This window comes from Sunxiuqinia sp. sy24 (assembly GCF_052677165.1).
The window spans coordinates 1-19,114 of record NZ_JBQYLH010000031.1 but is presented as its reverse complement, the minus strand read 5'-3'; the positions used below and the strand labels follow the sequence as shown (position 1 = coordinate 19,114).

The following is a 19,114-nucleotide window of genomic DNA, read 5'->3' as shown; positions in this document are numbered from 1 at the left end:
TTGTCTTTAAAATCAAACCAACAAATGTATAGACCCGCAAAAAGATTTAAAACACGGGGTTCAGCGAATGCTTACAAATTATTACTATTGAGCCTTAATACCCCATTATTAGGAAATCAGCTAGAATAGAAGTCATCAAGACTCCTAATTTAAAATGGAGACATAAGTAAAATAATAATGATTTGGAACTCCAATAGCTGCAGAGCGATATAATAAAAGGTGGTCTATCTTGCAGCCCACCTTTTATTGGCTTAGGACTTTATGATGTGATTTTCCTTCAGATCGCAAGTCATTAAGTACTAAAACAACTGCATTTAACAGTCCTTAAGCTCTTTACACAAAGCAAACATGCCAAATCATACGGCTCATATTTTAAACGCAGGTCGAACTTACGTCAATAAAAAAATCCCGCCAATGGCGGGATTTTAAATTTCTAAATATATGCGTCTCTTATAGGCTATGGAAGTCGAGTAATTGCTCGCATGTATCCATTTATCCCACTTTCAAATCAAAATTTATTTTTATAAGATACGCCAAACAACTTATACCGATATTCCTTGGGCCAACTAACGGCTTACCACACAAACTTAGCTATCCTTCTGAAACATCAGAAATTATTCAAATTACACAATTAATCTTTTCTGATTTATAATTGTGCAATGATCTGTTCCAGTTCATTACGTGTAATTCCTAGCTCAGCAGCTATGGTCTTATAAAAATCAACTTTTGTTTCATGCCTCCAGATCAAATCGGCATTGGTTAATTGGGGATATCTTTGTTTAAGTTTCACAGCGATACTAGCCCAGTTGTTCAAATCAAATTCTGCGTCCATTTTATTATTTTAAGTTAATTTCAATCTCTCACTCAAATGAGCCAACACTAAACCATGTTCTAAACAAGCATTGCAAAATTAATACTTTTCTAGCTATAGTACTCGATAGAATTTCAAGGAATACAATAAATCTGAAATTGGTAAGAGGATATTAACATCCAAGACAGATTGTCCCCCTGAGGCTATAATTGGCTAGCTATTTTAATGAATTCGACAATCTATTACAGTACAGACGCAACTCCAATAGACAGCGCATTAATAATCCCCATCAGGAAGTTGTCAGCAGATAAGAGAAAAAGCTTGCAGTGTATGGAAGGAAGATGAGGTTTTCTCTGAGCACCATGAAGAAACTATCATCCAAACAATGCACTTCTCATCATCCGAAACGAAAAAAACGATTGCAGTCTTGCATTAAGAGAGCACCCCCGTTGCAAGCAGAGGGTATCAGAAGACTGTCAACTGTTGAGTTTTGTGCAAAGTCTCACACTCCTTTTCAATCCCCTGTTCTTTGACATATCTGGAAATAGTATCTTCATTGCTATGTTTTCCTGGAGTCTAAACATCATAACCTCCGTTCCAAAACTCACCTCCCCATTATTATCTCTGGACCTCTGGCTGCTCTAGAAATATTTCTATCGTTATGATACTCTACAACATTTTTATTATCAGAATAAGACTTTGAGTTGGAACTGACTGAACTAAGCAATGTGCATGGTCATTGTCCTTCCTATTAAAAAAAGTATGCTGGATAACGTTTTTCAATCCCCAGACAGACATTCTTAAAACTTCGATTAAGTTCCTTCCTAAGCACAACACACCGATATTTTGCTGGACAAACAAAATGCAACAACAAGACAGATACATTATGTCATTTATGGTGTACAAACTATATTGGCAATCTATTTTTTATTATTCGAGTATTGGATTTATTGATTTTTCAATTCGTCTAAACACCAATACACCAATAAAATAGTCAACAAAGCAATGGATTCTACCTTGAATAGTAACAAAAAAAACTGGAATATTTCTTGGAAGTATTCAGAGATAAAAATATCTTTAATGCTCAGAAACAAAGAATTCAATCGTTTTTACTGCTTTCTCATTAGAGAAAAAGCATCAATCCACTCGATAAACTGTTTCGAGATTAATACGAAAAATTTTGAAAATGTCAGTTCTTATATCTGAACAATTAAAAGCTATTTTTCGTGGTAAGTATTTATTAAAATTCTTATCTCTTCGCTTTCATATGACAACTATCCTGTAGTTTCAGATACGGAGTAGCTAACTCTTTTTATTCTGTTGTCAAATACTGCCCTGCATTGTTTCAATGCAGTTTTCTTAGATTTCGTAACACGTATCTGGAGCAATGCACTAATTGCTGTATGATGAGTTTTTATGCAAATACTGCAGTTGCTGTATATCGCCATTTTCTATTTCGGAAACATTCTTTCAGTTTTTCTGAGTATTTAGGAATCGTAATTCACAAACTATCTCTCAGAAAAATAAAGATCTCGGTTTTAGAAAAAATCATCTTGTATGTCTAAATAGACATATAAACCATTACTATATTTATCTAAATTTTAAATATCATGAACAAAGCAACCAATTTTCATAGCGGTCAATACCAAAAAGCCACAACCGGTGCTTTTTTTGAAAATATTAATCCTGCCACAGGGAAAAAGATCTGCAACGTAGAGTCATCATCTGAAGATGATGTTAATAAGGCAATTAAATCTGCTATCGCAGGCTTTAAAATATGGTCAAAAATGCCAGCAACAGAGCGTGGTCGTATTCTAAGGAGAGCAGCTGATTTGCTAAGAGCACGCAACGAGGAAATTGCCAAAATAGAGGTTGAAGATGTGGGAAAGCCTATTTCGGAGGCCATTGAAGTGGATGTGATGACCGGCGCTGATGCATTGGAATACTTCGGAGGAATAGCTCCTTCCATTCATGGCGATCATTACGATCTAGGAAATACATTTGCTTTCACACGCCGGGAACCGCTAGGTGTCTGTGCCGGCATCGGAGCATGGAATTATCCCATTCAGATAGCTTGCTGGAAATCAGCTCCAGCACTGGCATGTGGCAACACCATGGTTTTCAAACCCGCTGAGCTGACACCACGTTCTGCTCTGATTTTGGCTGAGGTACTTAAAGAAGCTGGTGTTCCCGACGGAGTTTTCAATGTTGTGCAGGGCAACGGTGAAGTGGGACAAATGCTTACAAATCATCCCGGCATACAAAAAGTATCGTTGACCGGCGAAGTTGAAACCGGGAAAAAAGTCATGGCTGCCTCTGCTGCTACTCTTAAGCATGTTACCCTTGAGTTGGGCGGGAAATCTCCTTTGATTATTTGTGAAGATGCTGATATTAATGAGGCTGTAAATGGTGCCATGATGGCCAATTTTTACACTCAGGGAGAGATTTGTTCCAATGGAACCCGTGTTTATGTTGCGGAAGCAGTAAAAGATGAGTTTTTGGAAAAGCTAATTGCTAAAACTCAAAAACTGGTGATAGGAAACCCTGCAGATATGAAAACTCAGGTGGGTGCACTTATCAGCAAAGAGCACTTTGAGAAAGTTGCCGGATATATAGAACTGGGAAAACAGGAAGCCCGCCTTCTCTTCGGCGGAAGACGCTATGTATCGGATGATCCTGAAATAGCAGGAGGCTACTTTATGGAACCTACCATTTTCGAAACTGACATGGAGGATGCCCGCATTGTGAAGGAAGAGATATTTGGGCCAGTAATGACTGTTTTGCCATTCAAAACAGAGGAAGAAGCAATAGAGAAAGCAAATAATACCATTTACGGACTGGCAGCAGGGGTGTTTACCTCAAATCTGCAGCGTGCCCACCGGATGGTTAATGCCTTGCAGGCTGGCATGTGCTGGGTCAACAATTACAATGTGACCCCCATGGAAGTGCCTTTTGGCCCTTACAAACAATCGGGCTTAGGCCGGGAAAACGGACTGGCAACTATCGAAGCATACACACAGCTTAAGACAGTATATATCGAAATGAATAAGGTGGATTCGCCTTACTAATTATTACTAATATAATAACCGGTTTGTGACAGAGCAGTTTTCACCGGTGATGCTCTGTCCACAACCTGTAAATTTCTAAATTGATATGACAAAATATGATTACGTTATTGTTGGAGGAGGATCAGCTGGAGCTGTTCTGGCCAACCGCTTAACTGAAGATCCAAACAACAAAGTATTAGTGCTGGAAGCCGGAAGACCCGATTACCGATTGGATTTTCGTATCCACATGCCCGCAGCACTCAGTTTTCTACTTAATGGGACATTTTACAACTGGGCTTACGAATCAGATCCTGAACCACACATGAAAAATCGCAGGATTGCACAGCCCAGAGGAAAAGTACTGGGTGGCTCTAGCTCCATCAACGGAATGATCTGGATTAGAGGGAATAAGCTGGACTATGAAAAGTGGGCGAGTATTGACGGACTGGAGAGTTGGGATTATGCGCATTGTCTCCCCTATTTTAAAAAGCTGGAAACCCGATTGATTGGTGCCGATAAGTATCATGGAGACAAGGGTCCTTTGAAACTGACCACGCCCAAAAATGAGAATCCCCTTTTCAAATCATTTTTTGAGTCTGTCCAGGAAGCCGGCTACAAGCTTACCGATGACGTGAATGGTGCCACACAGGAAGGTTTTGGAAAATTTGATCAGGCGATTTATAAGACACGTCGCATGAATTCAGCCCGAGCCTATCTGCATCCGGTAAAAAAGCGGTCCAACCTCACAGTTCAGACCAAAGCCATGGTTCATAAAATACTATTTGAGGGAAAAAAAGCTGTTGGCGTAGAGTATAAGCATCGCGGAAGAATACAAACAGTCTATGCCAACGAAATTATCTCGTGCGGAGGTGCTATAAACTCTCCGCAGTTATTGCAACTATCAGGAGTGGGGCATGCCGATGAACTGAAAAAGCATGGCATCGAAGTGGTGCATCATCTTCCAGGAGTGGGCGAAAATCTTCAGGATCACCTGGAAGTCTATGTACAATGGGCTTGCAAAGAACCCATTAGTGAGTTTAAATCTTTGAACCCCTGGCGGGCCCCAAAAATTGGGTTCGACTGGCTGTTCCGCCGCAAGGGGCCGGGAGCGACCAACCATTTTGAGGCGGGTGGTTTTATCAAAAGTCGTGAAGACGTCAAATACCCTGACTTGCAGTATCACTTTCTGCCATTAGCCATTCGATACGACGGAACAGCTCCTGCGGAAGGACATGGTTTCCAATTGCATGTTGGTCCTATGAATACTGATGTGCGCGGGCGAATTAAAATAAAGTCGAATAACCCCTACGAGAAACCCAGCATTCTCTTTAATTATCTTTCTACCGAAAGTGAGCGAAAAGACTGGATTGCCGCCATTCGTAAGACCCGAAAGCTTATCGAGACCAAAGCTATGAGCAAATACCGTGGAAAAGAACTATCTCCTGGCAAGGGCGTTGAAACCGATGAGGAAATCCTAGAGTGGGTAGCCCGAGATGGCGAGAGTGCTTACCATCCTAGCTGTACTTGTAAAATGGGCTTTGACGATATGGCTGTTGTAGATGACCAGCTAAGAGTGCATGGAGTGGAAAATCTTCGCGTAGTGGATGCTTCAGTAATGCCTTACATTACCAATGGGAACATCTTTGCTCCCGTGATGATGATTGCTGAAAAAGCTGCGGATATGATCCTAAGGAAAAACCCGGAGGCTCCTGCTAAAAATGTCTAATGGGCGACAGGAAAGATTTCTGCTCTCCATAATTCATAAAGTACAAGTGAAGATACCCCTGGATTTTTGCGTATTTACATGCCATGGTTGAAGAACCAATAAACAACCATTGTCGAGTAAATTACAGAAAACAGGAAATCAGAAATAAGACATCTTCGCTTTCACCTAAAAACCTAAAAATGATTTTTTCATCAGAAGAACTTACTTTACTTCCAATAGATAATTATTTGCCCGTTTACAAAAACAATTTCAATCTCAGCCATTATCATTACAAGTCAAGGCCCACATAATTCTATCAACAGCAGGGATTGCATCAGAACAGACTTGATGCGGATATATCTGCTGCCTTCCTTTACTCCTAAAATGCAGACAGGCTAACCAGCAAGCGTGTTAGCCTGTCTGCAGAAATATTGCTAACAATTTTTATTCTGTAGATCGTGCCCCTGGTTGGTTTTGGAAATCTTTTCAAAACCGAAGATTTTATGCCGAGTAAGGTGCTACGAACTATTAAAAAAAAACGAGATGAGTATTGATCGATCGATTTTTAGAAACTTATGGCCTACCTTTGTTTTAATGCTAGCTTTGGCTGCTGCTGGCGGATATTTGTATTTCTTTACTAATTCGCATGTATTTTGGCCCGGATTCTTTTCCATGATATTCTTTTATGGTATTATTTTTTACATGGGAACCTATGCGGCAGAACTTAAAAAAAATAAGACAACTACCGATGTCATGCTTGCCGGGCGAAGTATTCCTTTGTGGATCGGAATTTTTACCATGAGTGCAACGTGGGTAGGTGGCGGCTATATTAATGGTGCAGCCGAATATGCTTACGATTCGAGTTACGGACTTGTATGGCTACAAGCACCTTGGGGATATGGGCTTAGCCTTATATTGGGTGGACTGTTTTTCGCAAGAAAGATGCGCTCATATGAGTTTAAAACCATGTTGGATCCTCTATCTCAAAGATTTGGAACCCGGATGTCGGCAGTATTGTTTTTCCCTGCTCTATTGGGTGAGATCTTTTGGTCTGCAGCAATTCTTACAGCACTAGGAGCCACCTTTGCAACCATTTTGGGACTGGATATTCAAACAGCCATTATTGTATCATCAGCCATCGCCATTACTTATACTGCCATTGGTGGCTTGTGGGCAGTAGCGCTGACAGACGTGGTTCAACTAGGCTTGCTTTTTATTGGTTTAATTATCGTTTTGCCATTTGCGATCGATAGTGTTGGCGGATGGGATCAGGCATGGGGTGCCTATCAGCTAAAAATGGGATCGCTGGCCAGTTTTTTACCATCCAGAGAGATCCTCGGTGATCATTACCTCAACTGGTGGGACTTTGCTTTGCTCCTTGTTTTTGGGGGTATTCCCTGGCAGGTATATTTCCAGCGGGTTCTTTCTTCCAAAAATCCCAAAACGGCTGTTCGACTGTCCATTCTGGCAGGTTTTGTTTGCTTTATTGCAGCTATTCCACCTGTGATGTTAGGAATCGTAGGGTCATCGGTAGAATCCTGGCGGGCTTTTGGAGCAGCTTCAGCCCCTGAAAACTCCGCTTTAATTCTGCCTTATGTAATTCGTTATCTGACCCCTGAGATTATTGGCCTGGTAGGATTGGGAGCCATTGCTGCGGCTGTTATGTCATCGGTTGACAGCTCCATCCTTTCAGCTTCATCTATGGCTTCCTGGAATATTTACCGCCCGCTAATAAAACCTAAGATGGGAGCAGAAAACCTTACAAAGGTGATCAAAAAGTGCATTTGGATCCTTGGAATTGCAGCAACCCTGCTAGCCCTGAAAATTACGAGTGTCTATGCTTTATGGTTTCTATGCAGTGACTTTGTTTATGTGTTGCTTTTCCCTCAGCTAGTCACTTCATTTTACGACAAAAAGGCCAATTCCATCGGATCATTTGCCGGCTTTGCCGTGGCTCTTATTTTACGTCTGGGTGGAGGAGATTCCACCTTGGGTATTCCAACATTTATCAACTATCCGATGATCCAGGACGGCGTGGTACTGTTCCCGTTCCGAACTTTTGCCATGGCCAGTGGATTGATTACCATCATGTTGATTTCGCGACTGACACAGAAATACACTCCAGCGCGAAAGCTATACAAAGCGGTTGCATAAAAACGAGAACAGAAAAAAATCTCAATATTCGGCAGCTGGAAGAGGCATCTTCGTAGTGGAATTATATAACGGTGGGTTTATGGCGAACAAAATGCCTGAATCGCGAGATGAAACATTATAGAAACAAAAAAGCACCTCTCTCTGGAGGTGCTTCTTTGATTTATTTGTCGTAAGAATGTTTACACATTCGTTGATTTCATTAGTCCTCGGCCACTTTAAATGGATTCAGGAAAATCAGGAAAAACACAAAAGCAAATGACAGTTCATGCAACTCACTTTCCTTCTTCAACCCAATTAAAAGTACCATCACTGTTGATACAGCCATCAAAACAAGATGTTGAGTCTTAGGAAGCGGTACGCGAAACTGGTTGACCAGTCTTCTGACAAATGCCACTTTCTTAACCAGCAGGTGCGAGAAAACAAAGTAAACGATCAGCACCACAAACATCAAGCGAGAGAAAATAAGAATATTAATATTTTGTCCGCCAACAATCAGATTGTGCAAGTTGGTTTCTGCCTGTTTGTTGTGCTCTAAAAAGAACTCGCTGCTTTCAATGCCGAAAATACGCTGTCCCCAGCTAATCTCTTCGCCTGCTGCAAAAAAGAATAAAAAGGCCATTGCCCCCCAGGTTAAAAGCCAGAGTGGCTTTTTCAATGTACGATATTCATAAACCCGGTAAACGCCAATTAAGCTGCAAAAAAACAAAAATAAAGCCGTTGGGTACTCAACCGGACCATCTTCTCTGACAAAGTCCCAGAAAGCTTCATGATTAACAAAGTGCCCCAGGTAATACCCATAGGCAATAAAAATAAGCAGCAGACTGCCCACCGCAATCTCAACACTTGTAATTAGTTTTCTTGTTTCCATTTTAATTATCTACTAAAAATTAAAGTTCTTTTTGGATTCTGGCTTTAATCGCTTTCAAAATTCTTAGAGCATAATTCTCTTGAACAGAATTTTAATCCGAACTAAACCATCGACAAAAATATTACAATTATTCAGAGTAGAAAAGAAAGAATATTACTTTAGGTCGTAGCTTAACAAAACGACTGTTGTTCATCTAAAACAATGCCGCTAAGTTGGACTAAGAAATAAACCTCTTTTTAAAGCTCAAGGTTTTCAAATTCAAAAAAACGCCCTACCTTTGTTCGTCAATCTACGAACATTAAATAATGAAAGAAACACAGGTGTTTACCGATGACCAAGTTCAGGCTGCCCGTTTTGCAAAAGCCATGGGGCATCCGGTGCGGCTTTATGTGCTAGAGCTTCTAAACAACCAGTCATGTTGCTATAGTGGCGACTTATCCGACATGCTCCCGATTGCCAAGTCAACCCTATCACAACATTTAAAAGAGTTGAAAGAGGCCGGTTTGATTCAGGGTGAGATTGAAGCACCCAAAATCAAGTACTGCATCAATCGGGAAAATTGGGACAAAGCGCAGAAGTTATTTCAAAAATTATTGAATAAATAAAAACAAACAAACAACTTGTTCGTCATTTTACGAATGACGAACAATTAAAATTTAAATAATGGATTTTCAAAATTTAAAACCAATTCAAATGGATATTAAAGTATTGGGGACAGGTTGTCCCAAATGCAAGGCGCTTGAAAAAGCTACCCGAGAGGCAGTTGCTAAAAGTGGCATTACCGCTGAGGTAACCAAGGTGGAAGATATTGTAGAAATCATGAATTATGGAGTCATGACAACTCCGGCCTTGGTTGTTGACGGAAAAGTACTGGTCAAAGGGAAAGTTCCCAGTGTAGCCGATATCACCTTATTACTAACCAAATAAACAAGAAAAAAATGAAACAGCTAGCCCTTATTTTACTCATGACCCTTGGAAGCGGAATCCTTTCAACCAATGCTCAATGTTGCAATCCCAAAATGGCTGAATTAGCCAACAAACAAACGACTGCCTCGGAGCAAGCTGACCAAACCGATGTTAAAGCCTATTACTTTCATGCTACCCGTCGCTGTGCCACATGCCAGGCCGTTGAAAAAGTTACCAAAGAAGCGCTGAAAGAGTATTATGGAGAACAGGTGAAATTTCAATCCATCAATCGCGAGAAAGACAGCAAAAATCCTTTGCTTGAAAAATACAAGGTGAGTGGACAAACTTTGCTGATTGTAAAAGGCGACCAAGTGGAAAACCTGACCAACACGGCTTTTCTGAATGCACGAACCAAGCCCGAGAAGTTAAAAGCCAAACTAAAAGCGACTATCGACTCAATGAATTAAGCTCATGGAATTATTGCAAGACCTGCTCGAAAACGCGCAATTCCCCATGCTGTCGGCCTTTCTGCTGGGACTGATGACAGCTATCAGCCCCTGCCCTTTGGCTACCAACATTACTGCCATTGGGTATATAAGCAAGGATTTGGAGAACCGGAAAAACGTTTTTTACAACGGGCTCATCTACACCCTTGGACGAGCCATCTCCTACTCCGCCCTTGGACTGCTTTTATTCATTGGTGCTGAACAGTTTCAGCTGGAAGGCTTCTTTCAGAGCTGGGGCGAAAAGCTACTGGGCCCTCTGCTTATTCTTATTGGCTTAGTGATGCTTGGCGTGTTCAACTTCATCCGTATTCCGGGGCTTGGAGCACTTACTGATCGTATGGAAGCCAAAGTGCACAACGGTTTTTGGAGCGTTTTGCTACTCGGAATGATCTTTGCCCTGGCTTTTTGTCCATACAGTGGCGTGCTTTATTTCGGCATGCTTATTCCCATGACCATAAGCAGTGCCTCCGGGCTGTATCTGCCATTAATATTTGCTCTGGGGACAGGGATTCCGGTCATTATATTTGCCTGGCTCATTGCCTTTTCGATTGGCTCGCTAGGAAGTGTTTACAACAAAATGAAGATCGTTGAAACGTGGTTTCGCCGCCTGGTAGCCATCTTATTCATTGGGGTGGGCATCTATTATACCTGGGTACTATTTCTATAAAAAAATTTAAAACTATTGTTCGTAGATCGGCGAACTACTCATATATTAATCTCAATGCAGAAAAATAAAAAAATAAAGCTGATTGTTTCTATCGTTCTAATCGTGCCACTACTGGGGGGACTTTATTACTTTCTTCAACCCATTGTCAATTACCTGACTTACGATTTATTCGGATTAAAGGCTGAAACGCACCTTGGGGCAGCCATCAACTTTTTCATTTATGACACCATCAAAATACTGATTCTCCTATTTCTGATCAGCTCCCTCATGGGCCTAGTGAATGCCTATTTCCCCATAGAACGTCTGCGCGATTATCTGACGACCAAAAAGATGTATGGGCTTCAATACCTTTTTGCCTCTGTTTTTGGAGCCATCACCCCCTTTTGTTCCTGCTCGTCCATCCCGCTATTCATCGGATTTGTAAAGGGAGGTATTCCGTTGGGTGTGACCTTGGCTTTCTTAATTACTTCACCGCTGGTTAATGAAGTTGCTGTAGCTATGTTTTTGGGGCTGTTCGGCATTAAAGCCACTCTGATTTATGCGGTCAGTGGGATTCTGCTGGGAACTGTCGGAGGTTTCATCCTGGGCAAACTGAAGCTGGATGCTTACCTCAGCGACTGGGTGAAAGAAATTCAAACCAGTTCGGAGCAAGAAGCAGCCCAGTGGGAAGAAGACCAAACACCTTTCCTCGACAGGCTGCCAAGCATTATCCGCGAAGGTTGGGACATCGTGCGCAAGGTGTTGGTGTATGTCCTGATTGGTATTGCCATTGGAGCCGGCATGCATGGTTATGTGCCGGAGAATTTTTTCACCGAATTTCTGTCGGCCGACAAGTGGTATGCGGTGCCCTTAGCCGTTATATTTGCGGTGCCTATGTATGCCAATGCGGCTGGCATTGTTCCGGTCATTCAAGTGTTTGTGGCCAAAGGTGTTCCGCTGGGAACCGGCATTGCCTTTATGATGGCTGTGGTTGGCCTGTCGCTGCCCGAAGCCACCTTGCTCAAAAAGGTAATGAAGTGGAAGCTTATTGGCATCTTCTTCGGAACAATTACCGTATTTATTATTGCACTCGGTTATCTGTTTAACTGGATTTTGTAAGTCATTTAAAAACCATAAAATCAATTCATCATGAAAACAAAGTCATTGGGTTTTATCGGTGGTGGCCGGATCACCAACATTATCCTAAGAGCCTTTACCAATTTCGACGAAGTTTTTGACGAGGTGGTCGTCTATGACACCGAACCGGAAGCTGTCGAGAAGTTGAGAAAACAATTTCACTTTGTTCATGACGGCGATTTGCTGCAGGCAGCAAGTCAGCCCATTGTTTTTATCGCCCTTCATCCGCCGGTAATTATGGAAACCCTGGAGCGAATTAAGGAAGTTGTTAGTACGGACACGGTAGTCATTTCGCTGGCCCCCAAAATCACCCTCTCTCAAATGGCTTCAAAGCTGAATACCCGGCTGCTGGCCCGGATGATTCCCAATGCCACCTCGTACAACAACGACGGGTTTAACCCCATCGCCTTTGAGGAATCCCTTGAAAAAGCAGACCGCAAAAAGATCAAGCGATTTCTGAATATCCTCGGGAAAACCTTTATAACGGAAGAAAGCAAGCTCGAAAGCTATGCCCTGGTTTCGGCAATGCTGCCCACTTACTTCTGGTTTCAGTGGCAAACCATGCAAGAAATTGCCGAGCAAACCGGACTAACGGAGCGGGAAGCCGAAAAAGCCATCCGGTCTTCATTGAAAAAGGCCATCCGCCTGTATTTCGACGCCGGGTTGACTCCGGAAGAAGTGATGGATCTGATTCCGGTAAAACCGCTTGGCGAGCACGAAGCCGAAATCAAATCGATGTATCAAACTAAACTGATGGGTCTGTTTGAAAAGATCAAGTCCTGAAGCCAAAAGTTTAATCGAAACTTAATGACGCAAAAATACGACCAACTTCATTCCGTCGTATATTTGCGTCATTAAAATCATGTAGCAATGACAAAAGTTACTTTGTTTGATCAGGAGCTTCAGGAAACAGCAGCCATCTATAAAGCGCTGGGACACCCTGCCCGCTTGGCCATTTTAAACTATCTGGCCGAAACGAAGCAATGCATCTCCGGCGATATTTCGGATGAACTGCCCCTAAGCCGTACCACGGTTCATCAGCATTTAAAGGAGCTTAAAAAGCTGGGGCTTATTCAAGGTGAAATTCAAGGCGTAAAAACCAGTTACTGCCTGAATACCGAAAAAATTAAACGTGTACGAGGAACGCTCAATGGCTTTCTTGACGAACTTGGCAGTTGCCCGGCTCCCAATTGCCAACCAAAGGAACCGGAACCAACCGAAGGGCAAAAACAAAAAACACACAACAAGTAAACGAACATCAATAAAGATAAATAGTAGAAATACCCGGACAAAAGCGTAGCTGAGAAAAACCAATGCAAGGTCTAATGGCTTGGGTCCAGGGTCCAATTTTAAAAGTATGAAAGTATTAATTCTGTGTACAGGCAATAGCTGCCGGAGCCAAATGGCTCATGGCTTTTTACAATCGTTTAACCCCGAACTGACAGTATGTTCTGCCGGAACTGAAGCTTCCGGAAAGCTGAACCAGCAGGCCGTAGCTGCCATGAAAGAGATCGGACTCGACATCAGTCACCACACGTCCGATTCGGTTGAAAAATACCTGAATGATGAGTGGGACTACGTTATTACCGTTTGCGGTGGCGCCAACGAAAGCTGCCCGGCCTTTACGGGCAAAGTCAAGCATCGTTTGCACATTGGCTTCGACGACCCTTCGCACGCGGTGGGCACCGACGAATTTATTTGGAGCGAATTTATACGGGTGCGGGATGAGATCAAAGAACGTTTTTGGAAATTCTACGAGGAAAATTTGAAAACGGAATAATTTGAAGATTGCAGCAAAAGAAGCTGATTAAGTCATTTTCAAATCATTTCAATCGACAAATTGTCAAATTGATATTATGAAAGCCGAAGATTTAAAACGCGTGGTGAAGGAAAAATATGGCAGCATTGCCAATCAAAGCCTTCTGACCACTCAAACGGGTTGCTGTAGCGGAACAAGCTGCTGTGGCGAACTCGAATTCAGCATGATTGGCGATGAATACCAAAACGTTTCCGGCTACAACCAGGAGGCAGACCTGGGCCTGGGCTGCGGTCTGCCAACCGAATTTGCCGGTATCGAAAAAGGCAACCGGGTGCTCGACCTGGGTTCCGGAGCAGGAAACGACTGCTTTGTTGCCCGCAGCCTGGTGGGCGAAGAAGGTACGGTTACCGGAATCGACTTCACGGAAGCCATGATCCAAAAGGCCCGTCAGAACCTGGCCAAAACCGGATTCGAAAACATCGACTTCATCCTAGGCGATATCGAAAACATGCCGCTGGAAGCCAATACCTTCGATGTGGTCATCAGCAACTGTGTGCTCAACCTGGTGCCGGACAAGTTTAAAGCCTTCTCCGAAATTTACCGGGTTCTAAAGCCTGGAGGCCATTTTTGCATTTCAGATGTGGTGATCACCGGTACGCTGCCCGACAAGTTAAAGGAAGCTGCCGAGCTTTATGCCGGCTGCGTTGCTGGCGCTTTGCCGTTCGACGATTACCTGACCATCATCCGCCAGCAAGGTTTTAGCCAGCCGGAGGTGAAAAAACAAAAGAAAATTGAAATTCCGGAAGATGTCCTGTTGAAATACCTCAGCAAGGAAGAGTTGGAAGCCTACCAATCGGGCAACCATGGAATATTCAGCATTACCCTTAACGCTTCAAAATAAAGCACAAGATCAACATTCATGACGCAAACGAAAAAACAAATTGGCTTCTTCGAAAAATACCTCACCATCTGGGTGGCCTTATGCATCGGAGCCGGCATTCTTATTGGAAATTTTGCAGGCGAAAGTGTGGCTGTTTTAAGCCGGTGGGAAGTGTTTAAAGTGAATATTCCGGTAGCGATACTGGTTTGGCTGATGATTTACCCCATGATGCTGCAGGTGGACTTTTCGAGCATCAAAAATGTGGGGAGACGCCCCAAGGGTCTGCTGCTGACATTGGTGATCAACTGGCTGATTAAGCCTTTTACCATGGCCTTTTTTGCCTGGATTTTCTTTTCCAAAATCTATGCAGCCTTTATCAGTCCCGAGCTGGCCGGCGAATACATTGCCGGAGCCATTTTGCTGGGTGCTGCACCATGTACCGCCATGGTTTTTGTGTGGAGCTACCTCACCGATGGCGATCCCAACTACACCTTGGTACAGGTATCGGTCAACGACCTGATTATTTTGGTGGCCTTTGTCCCGATTGTGGGCTTTTTGCTGGGCATTACCAATGTGCAGGTTCCCTACGACACGCTGGTGGCCAGTGTCCTCATCTTTGTGGTAATTCCGCTGCTTGCCGGTTATCTTACGCACAAGGTTCTCATCCGCCGGAAAGGAGAAGTCTGGTTTAAAACGGTGCTTCTGCCCCAGTTTAAGCCGGTTTCCATTGTGGCCTTACTGCTCACTTTGATTTTGCTTTTTGCTTTTCAGGGAGAAACCATTACGGCTAACCCGCTAATCATTTTGCTGGTCGCCATTCCGCTGATCATTCAAACGTACTTTATCTTTTTTGTGGCCTGGCTTGGCGGACGCAAGTTAAAGCTGCCTCACGCCATCTGTTCGCCGGCTGCCATGATTGGTGCCAGCAACTTTTTCGAGCTGGCCGTGGCAGTAGCCATTGCGCTGTTTGGCCTGCAGTCGCCAGCGGCTTTGGTTACCGTGGTCGGTGTTTTGGTCGAAGTTCCGGTAATGCTTTCCCTGGTGGCTCTGGCCAACAAATGGCGTTACTAAACTTTTGCGCTCCTACCCTGTTTGAATAGCCAAAACAAGCGTATGAGTAATTTTTGGAACGAACGTTTTGCAACCAAGGAATATGTTTACGGCACTGCGCCCAATCAATTTTTCAGTGAGGAACTGGAAAAGCTTTCACCCGGGAAATTGGTACTCCCGGGTGAGGGCGAAGGCCGAAACGCTGTTTTTGCCGCCCGTATGGGCTGGCAGGTAACCGCCTTTGATTCGAGCAGTGAAGGCCAAAAGAAAGCCGAACAGCTGGCCGCTCGCCAACAGGTTGAGCTGGATTACCGGATTGATTCGTATGACAGCATTGAGCTGCAGGCCGAATCCTTCGATTGCCTGGCTCTGATTTATACCCACATGTCTCCGGCTAACCGGCAGGCTTACCACCACAAGCTAAGCACGTACCTCAAAAAAGGTGGCACCCTGATTCTAGAAGGCTTCTCCAAAGCCCAAATTCAGAACAATACCGGTGGTCCTAAAAATGTGGATATGCTCTTCTCTAAGGAAGAACTGCAAGCCGATTTTGCCGGTTTTTCAAGCCTGAGAATCAGCGAAGCCGAAGTGGAGCTGGACGAAGGTGAATTTCACCAGGGAACAGCTCATGTCATTCGCCTGGTAGCCGTAAAATAAGGCTTGCTTTCAAGCCCCGTTCCATCCATCAATCCCGCCACTATGCAGGGTAAAACTGCTTCGGGTTTAGCCCTTCCGCTAACACCCAGAAGCGAGCTAGACAGGCCGGGGCACTGAAGAGTCCTTATTCTCGAAGTCATAAACAAACTATTCCATCCAATAGCAGCAATATCTCTTTTTTGTTCTGATACTATCAGGATCTAATCTTATGTGCTCTCTAAGTAAATCCACCGATTTGGGCTATGATAAAATAATAGGCACTGATACTGTTTTAATTGATTAGCATTTGTGCTAAATTACATAGGAAAAGCAACCAACAGAGTCTTAGTAATCAACACCTTGTAATTTGCTATACTTTAACTAAACGATTAAGGAGGTCACACATGAAGAAGTTTATCCATGCATTTGCGGTTCTCGCCGGCATCATCCTGATTACTCAATCTTGTTCAAAAGACGATTCAAAGGACCATTGAGCCCGACTCCACCAGGAGCGACTCGAGATTGGACGTGCCCTGCTTGAAGTGCAGGCGCCTGATGTAGCCGAAATTCTGCCCTACTATACCGACGACATCGAATACGATGATCCGATCGTTGACATCAACGGAATTCAGGATATCACTGCCTTCCTCAATCAGCTTATCATAGGTGCCTCGCCCAATCTCGTCACAACTGTTGAGGACGAAACCCTCATTGACGACATCTATTCGGCAACCTGGATCATGGCCGGGGATTTCCTTGGCGTTCCTTATCAGGCCAAGGGCATCTCGATTTTCAAGTTCCTGCCCAACTCTTCCCAGGTGTACTTTCAGCGGGACTACTATTCCGAGGGCGACATCATGGCCACCATCCCTGGTTTAGATGAGGCAATCGGGGGCTTCAGAACCTACTACAAGTGCTCTGTGGATCCAACCTTCGACTGTCCATTCCCTGCTACCCCTCAAAACTCAGAAAGCACCCAACTCCGTTCGCAAAGTAAGCTAAGCAGCGATCAGCTAGTAGTCGGTCATCAACTGGTCGAGATCAATGCGGAGAACTGGACAAGCGTGCTCCCCTTTCTGGCAAACAACTATGAGTACCACGACCCCATTGTCGACATCTTTGGTCCCGAAACCATGGCCGAGTTTCTGGGCCGTCTGTTTGCCGGATCGTCGGACTTGTACACCACAGTTGAGGACGAGACCATCGTAGACGATATTTATATGGCGACATGGACCATGTCCGGTGAATTTAACGGAGCACCTTTTAGCGCTCCAGGTATGTCAATCGTGAAGTTTGTTGAAGGTACAACACAAACTTATTACTCCCGGGACTACTATACCGAGGGTGACGTCATGCTTGGCGTTCCTGAGCTAGCCGGTGCAGTGCAGGGATTTCGTGACTACTACCGTAGCGCTGTAGATCCAACCTACATCAGTCCAGAGTAGGATTGAATTTTCTCTTTGACCTACTGATCAGATGACTCGAAGTCATCCGATCAGTAGGCCCCCTTGCAACCCTATCACCCCCTATAACACCGAAAAGCAGGGCTTTAATCAGTGATGAATGAATTACTGACAGCTATTTTGTTAATGGATAAGACATTCAGAATTCTTGTTCAATGCAATAGTCTGGAGTATTGTCGTTTAAAACGACTGCCACCTATCCCTGTCACCGCTAACGCTTAGACGAGGGATAGGTGGGTGTTTTAAGTTTTCAACGATTTTAATGCGGATTATAAATACGTTGTCAATAAGGCCGGGACTGCAAATCCCGACATTAGCACGTAAGCCGCGCAGCAAGGTTTGTTTTTCAAACAAAAGCAGGGATCACAGATTCGAGCTAGCGGGTTGCGTTATTTTATAAATCAATGTAATTATAATATATCGACTCATCCCTTGAAATGGGGAAACCAAGATCATCATATTTATAATTAAAATTTTGAGCTTCTCCTATTTCAACTTTCTCGCCATCGTTATCGTACGAATAACCTTGAAAGCTAGTTTGATGATTCGTTGATAAAACTTCGCTTAATTCAAACTTATCATATGCAATCTCATACATAGGTAAATCAAGATTCTCGAAAGGTCTTTTTTTATCATTATAAAAAAACTCAGAGGATAAATAGGGATACTCAGCTCCATACCTGTAGTAGTATTTTTCTTTTATATTTCTTTCCTGGCTATATATATAATATTCCTTGTGAGCTCGTTCAAAATTATCATATTGAGCGTACCTGCATTGAATAATTGTGTCATTAGATGGGTATTTAAAATCACTAAAATTCACCAGCACATAATTACTATGTTCTTCTTTTTGTTCATAGTTAGAAATCTTGAGTAATCGCTTAAAACTGTCATATTCGAACAGCTCGTAAGAAGTAATAGTACTATCTAAACTAAAGTACTTTATTCGATTGACCAGACCTTGAATATTGTACTCAATTTTAACAACTCGCCCTTCACTATCCGCTCCAAAGCCATAGACTTTAAAATTGTCGACATAATTCTTATAGTTATAAAAAAACTCAACCTTTATTCCAGATTCAAAAGGATAGCTTGAATCATTTATTTCAGGATACTTGTAGTAAATACTTTTCAAGAATCGACCGCTCTCTTTTATTGGATAGTTTGGTTCTTCATATGCATAGATATCTTCTTTCTCAATTTCTGGAGCTTCTTTATCACATGAAATTAATACTAATAACAGAAGCATAATTAGAGGTAGACTTGTTTTTGATGTCAGCATCATATTTTTCAGAAAAGAAGTTAATAATACTCTTTCATTGCTCAATAGCAGTTTTACTCTAATGCAACCTAACGGCTCGAATATGCGTAGTGCGGGATTTCAAGGCACTTCACTATCAAACCGCTAAGATGTTTATTAGATGCTTTAATGTTCAATTTAAATAATTCGCCCCGCATTACGTATATTTATTGTGTGTGCCCAGCATGAGCATGTGCACACACTACTGAAAGCTCTGGAAAAATGTTTAAAATACAAATTTTTAGT

At 42.9% G+C, this 19,114-nt stretch carries 18 protein-coding genes; 15 read left to right on the top strand and 3 right to left on the bottom strand.

Annotated features, from left to right (window positions below; translation table 11 throughout):
• Positions 1-646: 646 nt before the first annotated feature.
• A complete protein-coding gene (locus ACUNWA_RS18785; protein ID WP_445593471.1) occupies positions 647-832 on the bottom strand; it encodes a hypothetical protein in 186 nt (61 codons plus the stop codon).
• A gap of 1,589 nt (positions 833-2,421) precedes the next feature.
• Between ACUNWA_RS18785 and betB the strand changes: the two genes are divergently transcribed.
• From betB to ACUNWA_RS18770, 3 genes are all read left to right on the top strand, one after another.
• Positions 2,422-3,879 carry a betaine-aldehyde dehydrogenase gene (gene betB / locus ACUNWA_RS18780; RefSeq protein WP_445593470.1) on the top strand — a complete coding sequence of 486 codons (1,458 nt, stop codon included), beginning with the start codon at positions 2,422-2,424 and terminating at the stop codon, positions 3,877-3,879.
• Positions 3,880-3,964: 85 nt separating this feature from the next.
• Positions 3,965-5,584, top strand: a complete 1,620-nt coding sequence (betA, locus tag ACUNWA_RS18775; RefSeq protein ID WP_445593469.1) for a choline dehydrogenase — start codon at positions 3,965-3,967, stop codon at positions 5,582-5,584.
• A 522-nt stretch (positions 5,585-6,106) separates the two neighbouring features.
• Positions 6,107-7,717 carry a sodium:solute symporter family protein gene (locus ACUNWA_RS18770; RefSeq protein ID WP_445593468.1) on the top strand — a complete coding sequence of 537 codons (1,611 nt, stop codon included), beginning with the start codon at positions 6,107-6,109 and terminating at the stop codon, positions 7,715-7,717.
• 199 nt (positions 7,718-7,916) lie between these two features.
• On the opposite strand, the gene ACUNWA_RS18765 is transcribed toward ACUNWA_RS18770, so the two are convergent.
• Positions 7,917-8,585, bottom strand: coding sequence for a hypothetical protein (locus ACUNWA_RS18765; RefSeq protein WP_445593467.1), 669 nt, complete (start codon positions 8,583-8,585; stop codon positions 7,917-7,919).
• Between the two features lie 305 nt (positions 8,586-8,890).
• Between ACUNWA_RS18765 and ACUNWA_RS18760 the strand changes: the two genes are divergently transcribed.
• From ACUNWA_RS18760 to ACUNWA_RS18705, 12 genes are all read left to right on the top strand, one after another.
• Positions 8,891-9,190 carry an ArsR/SmtB family transcription factor gene (locus tag ACUNWA_RS18760; RefSeq protein WP_445593466.1) on the top strand — a complete coding sequence of 100 codons (300 nt, stop codon included), beginning with the start codon at positions 8,891-8,893 and terminating at the stop codon, positions 9,188-9,190.
• A gap of 88 nt (positions 9,191-9,278) precedes the next feature.
• A complete protein-coding gene (locus ACUNWA_RS18755) occupies positions 9,279-9,512 on the top strand; it encodes a thioredoxin family protein (RefSeq protein WP_445593465.1) in 234 nt (77 codons plus the stop codon).
• A gap of 11 nt (positions 9,513-9,523) precedes the next feature.
• Complete coding sequence (locus ACUNWA_RS18750; RefSeq protein WP_445593464.1) at positions 9,524-9,958, top strand: nitrophenyl compound nitroreductase subunit ArsF family protein; 435 nt, start codon at positions 9,524-9,526, stop codon at positions 9,956-9,958.
• 4 nt (positions 9,959-9,962) lie between these two features.
• Complete coding sequence (locus ACUNWA_RS18745) at positions 9,963-10,664, top strand: aromatic aminobenezylarsenical efflux permease ArsG family transporter (RefSeq protein ID WP_445593463.1); 702 nt, start codon at positions 9,963-9,965, stop codon at positions 10,662-10,664.
• Positions 10,665-10,718: 54 nt separating this feature from the next.
• Positions 10,719-11,762 carry a permease gene (locus ACUNWA_RS18740; protein ID WP_445593462.1) on the top strand — a complete coding sequence of 348 codons (1,044 nt, stop codon included), beginning with the start codon at positions 10,719-10,721 and terminating at the stop codon, positions 11,760-11,762.
• A 30-nt stretch (positions 11,763-11,792) separates the two neighbouring features.
• Positions 11,793-12,563 (top strand): pyrroline-5-carboxylate reductase family protein, encoded by a 771-nt coding sequence (locus tag ACUNWA_RS18735; RefSeq protein WP_445593461.1) that lies wholly within the window; start codon positions 11,793-11,795, stop codon positions 12,561-12,563.
• Positions 12,564-12,650: 87 nt separating this feature from the next.
• Complete coding sequence (locus tag ACUNWA_RS18730; RefSeq protein WP_445593460.1) at positions 12,651-13,031, top strand: ArsR/SmtB family transcription factor; 381 nt, start codon at positions 12,651-12,653, stop codon at positions 13,029-13,031.
• Positions 13,032-13,137: 106 nt separating this feature from the next.
• Positions 13,138-13,560 carry an arsenate reductase ArsC gene (locus tag ACUNWA_RS18725; protein ID WP_445593459.1) on the top strand — a complete coding sequence of 141 codons (423 nt, stop codon included), beginning with the start codon at positions 13,138-13,140 and terminating at the stop codon, positions 13,558-13,560.
• A gap of 76 nt (positions 13,561-13,636) precedes the next feature.
• Positions 13,637-14,440 carry an arsenite methyltransferase gene (gene arsM / locus ACUNWA_RS18720; protein ID WP_445593458.1) on the top strand — a complete coding sequence of 268 codons (804 nt, stop codon included), beginning with the start codon at positions 13,637-13,639 and terminating at the stop codon, positions 14,438-14,440.
• 18 nt (positions 14,441-14,458) lie between these two features.
• Positions 14,459-15,490, top strand: a complete 1,032-nt coding sequence (arsB, locus tag ACUNWA_RS18715; protein ID WP_445593457.1) for an ACR3 family arsenite efflux transporter — start codon at positions 14,459-14,461, stop codon at positions 15,488-15,490.
• A 42-nt stretch (positions 15,491-15,532) separates the two neighbouring features.
• Positions 15,533-16,126, top strand: coding sequence for a class I SAM-dependent methyltransferase (locus tag ACUNWA_RS18710; RefSeq protein ID WP_445593456.1), 594 nt, complete (start codon positions 15,533-15,535; stop codon positions 16,124-16,126).
• 797 nt (positions 16,127-16,923) lie between these two features.
• Positions 16,924-17,550, top strand: a complete 627-nt coding sequence (locus tag ACUNWA_RS18705; protein ID WP_445593455.1) for a nuclear transport factor 2 family protein — start codon at positions 16,924-16,926, stop codon at positions 17,548-17,550.
• Between the two features lie 412 nt (positions 17,551-17,962).
• Here the strand turns inward: ACUNWA_RS18705 and ACUNWA_RS18700 are convergent, their stop codons facing one another.
• Positions 17,963-18,853: a hypothetical protein gene (locus ACUNWA_RS18700; RefSeq protein WP_445593454.1), complete on the bottom strand. Its 891-nt coding sequence runs from the start codon at positions 18,851-18,853 to the stop codon at positions 17,963-17,965.
• Positions 18,854-19,114 lie beyond the last annotated feature (261 nt).

Bases quoted from the DNA above. Each gene is read 5' to 3' on its own strand.
- ACUNWA_RS18745 (WP_445593463.1), top strand. From the start codon at position 9,963: ATGGAATTATTGCAAGACCTGCTCGAAAACGCGCAATTCCCCATGCTG.
- betA (WP_445593469.1), top strand. From the start codon at position 3,965: ATGACAAAATATGATTACGTTATTGTTGGAGGAGGATCAGCTGGAGCT.
- ACUNWA_RS18765 (WP_445593467.1), bottom strand. From the start codon at position 8,585: ATGGAAACAAGAAAACTAATTACAAGTGTTGAGATTGCGGTGGGCAGT.
- ACUNWA_RS18735 (WP_445593461.1), top strand. From the start codon at position 11,793: ATGAAAACAAAGTCATTGGGTTTTATCGGTGGTGGCCGGATCACCAAC.
- arsB (WP_445593457.1), top strand. From the start codon at position 14,459: ATGACGCAAACGAAAAAACAAATTGGCTTCTTCGAAAAATACCTCACC.
- betB (WP_445593470.1), top strand. From the start codon at position 2,422: ATGAACAAAGCAACCAATTTTCATAGCGGTCAATACCAAAAAGCCACA.
- ACUNWA_RS18725 (WP_445593459.1), top strand. From the start codon at position 13,138: ATGAAAGTATTAATTCTGTGTACAGGCAATAGCTGCCGGAGCCAAATG.
- ACUNWA_RS18760 (WP_445593466.1), top strand. From the start codon at position 8,891: ATGAAAGAAACACAGGTGTTTACCGATGACCAAGTTCAGGCTGCCCGT.
- arsM (WP_445593458.1), top strand. From the start codon at position 13,637: ATGAAAGCCGAAGATTTAAAACGCGTGGTGAAGGAAAAATATGGCAGC.
- ACUNWA_RS18755 (WP_445593465.1), top strand. From the start codon at position 9,279: ATGGATATTAAAGTATTGGGGACAGGTTGTCCCAAATGCAAGGCGCTT.
- ACUNWA_RS18710 (WP_445593456.1), top strand. From the start codon at position 15,533: ATGAGTAATTTTTGGAACGAACGTTTTGCAACCAAGGAATATGTTTAC.
- ACUNWA_RS18785 (WP_445593471.1), bottom strand. From the start codon at position 832: ATGGACGCAGAATTTGATTTGAACAACTGGGCTAGTATCGCTGTGAAA.
- ACUNWA_RS18750 (WP_445593464.1), top strand. From the start codon at position 9,524: ATGAAACAGCTAGCCCTTATTTTACTCATGACCCTTGGAAGCGGAATC.
- ACUNWA_RS18740 (WP_445593462.1), top strand. From the start codon at position 10,719: ATGCAGAAAAATAAAAAAATAAAGCTGATTGTTTCTATCGTTCTAATC.
- ACUNWA_RS18730 (WP_445593460.1), top strand. From the start codon at position 12,651: ATGACAAAAGTTACTTTGTTTGATCAGGAGCTTCAGGAAACAGCAGCC.
- ACUNWA_RS18700 (WP_445593454.1), bottom strand. From the start codon at position 18,853: ATGATGCTGACATCAAAAACAAGTCTACCTCTAATTATGCTTCTGTTA.
- ACUNWA_RS18770 (WP_445593468.1), top strand. From the start codon at position 6,107: ATGAGTATTGATCGATCGATTTTTAGAAACTTATGGCCTACCTTTGTT.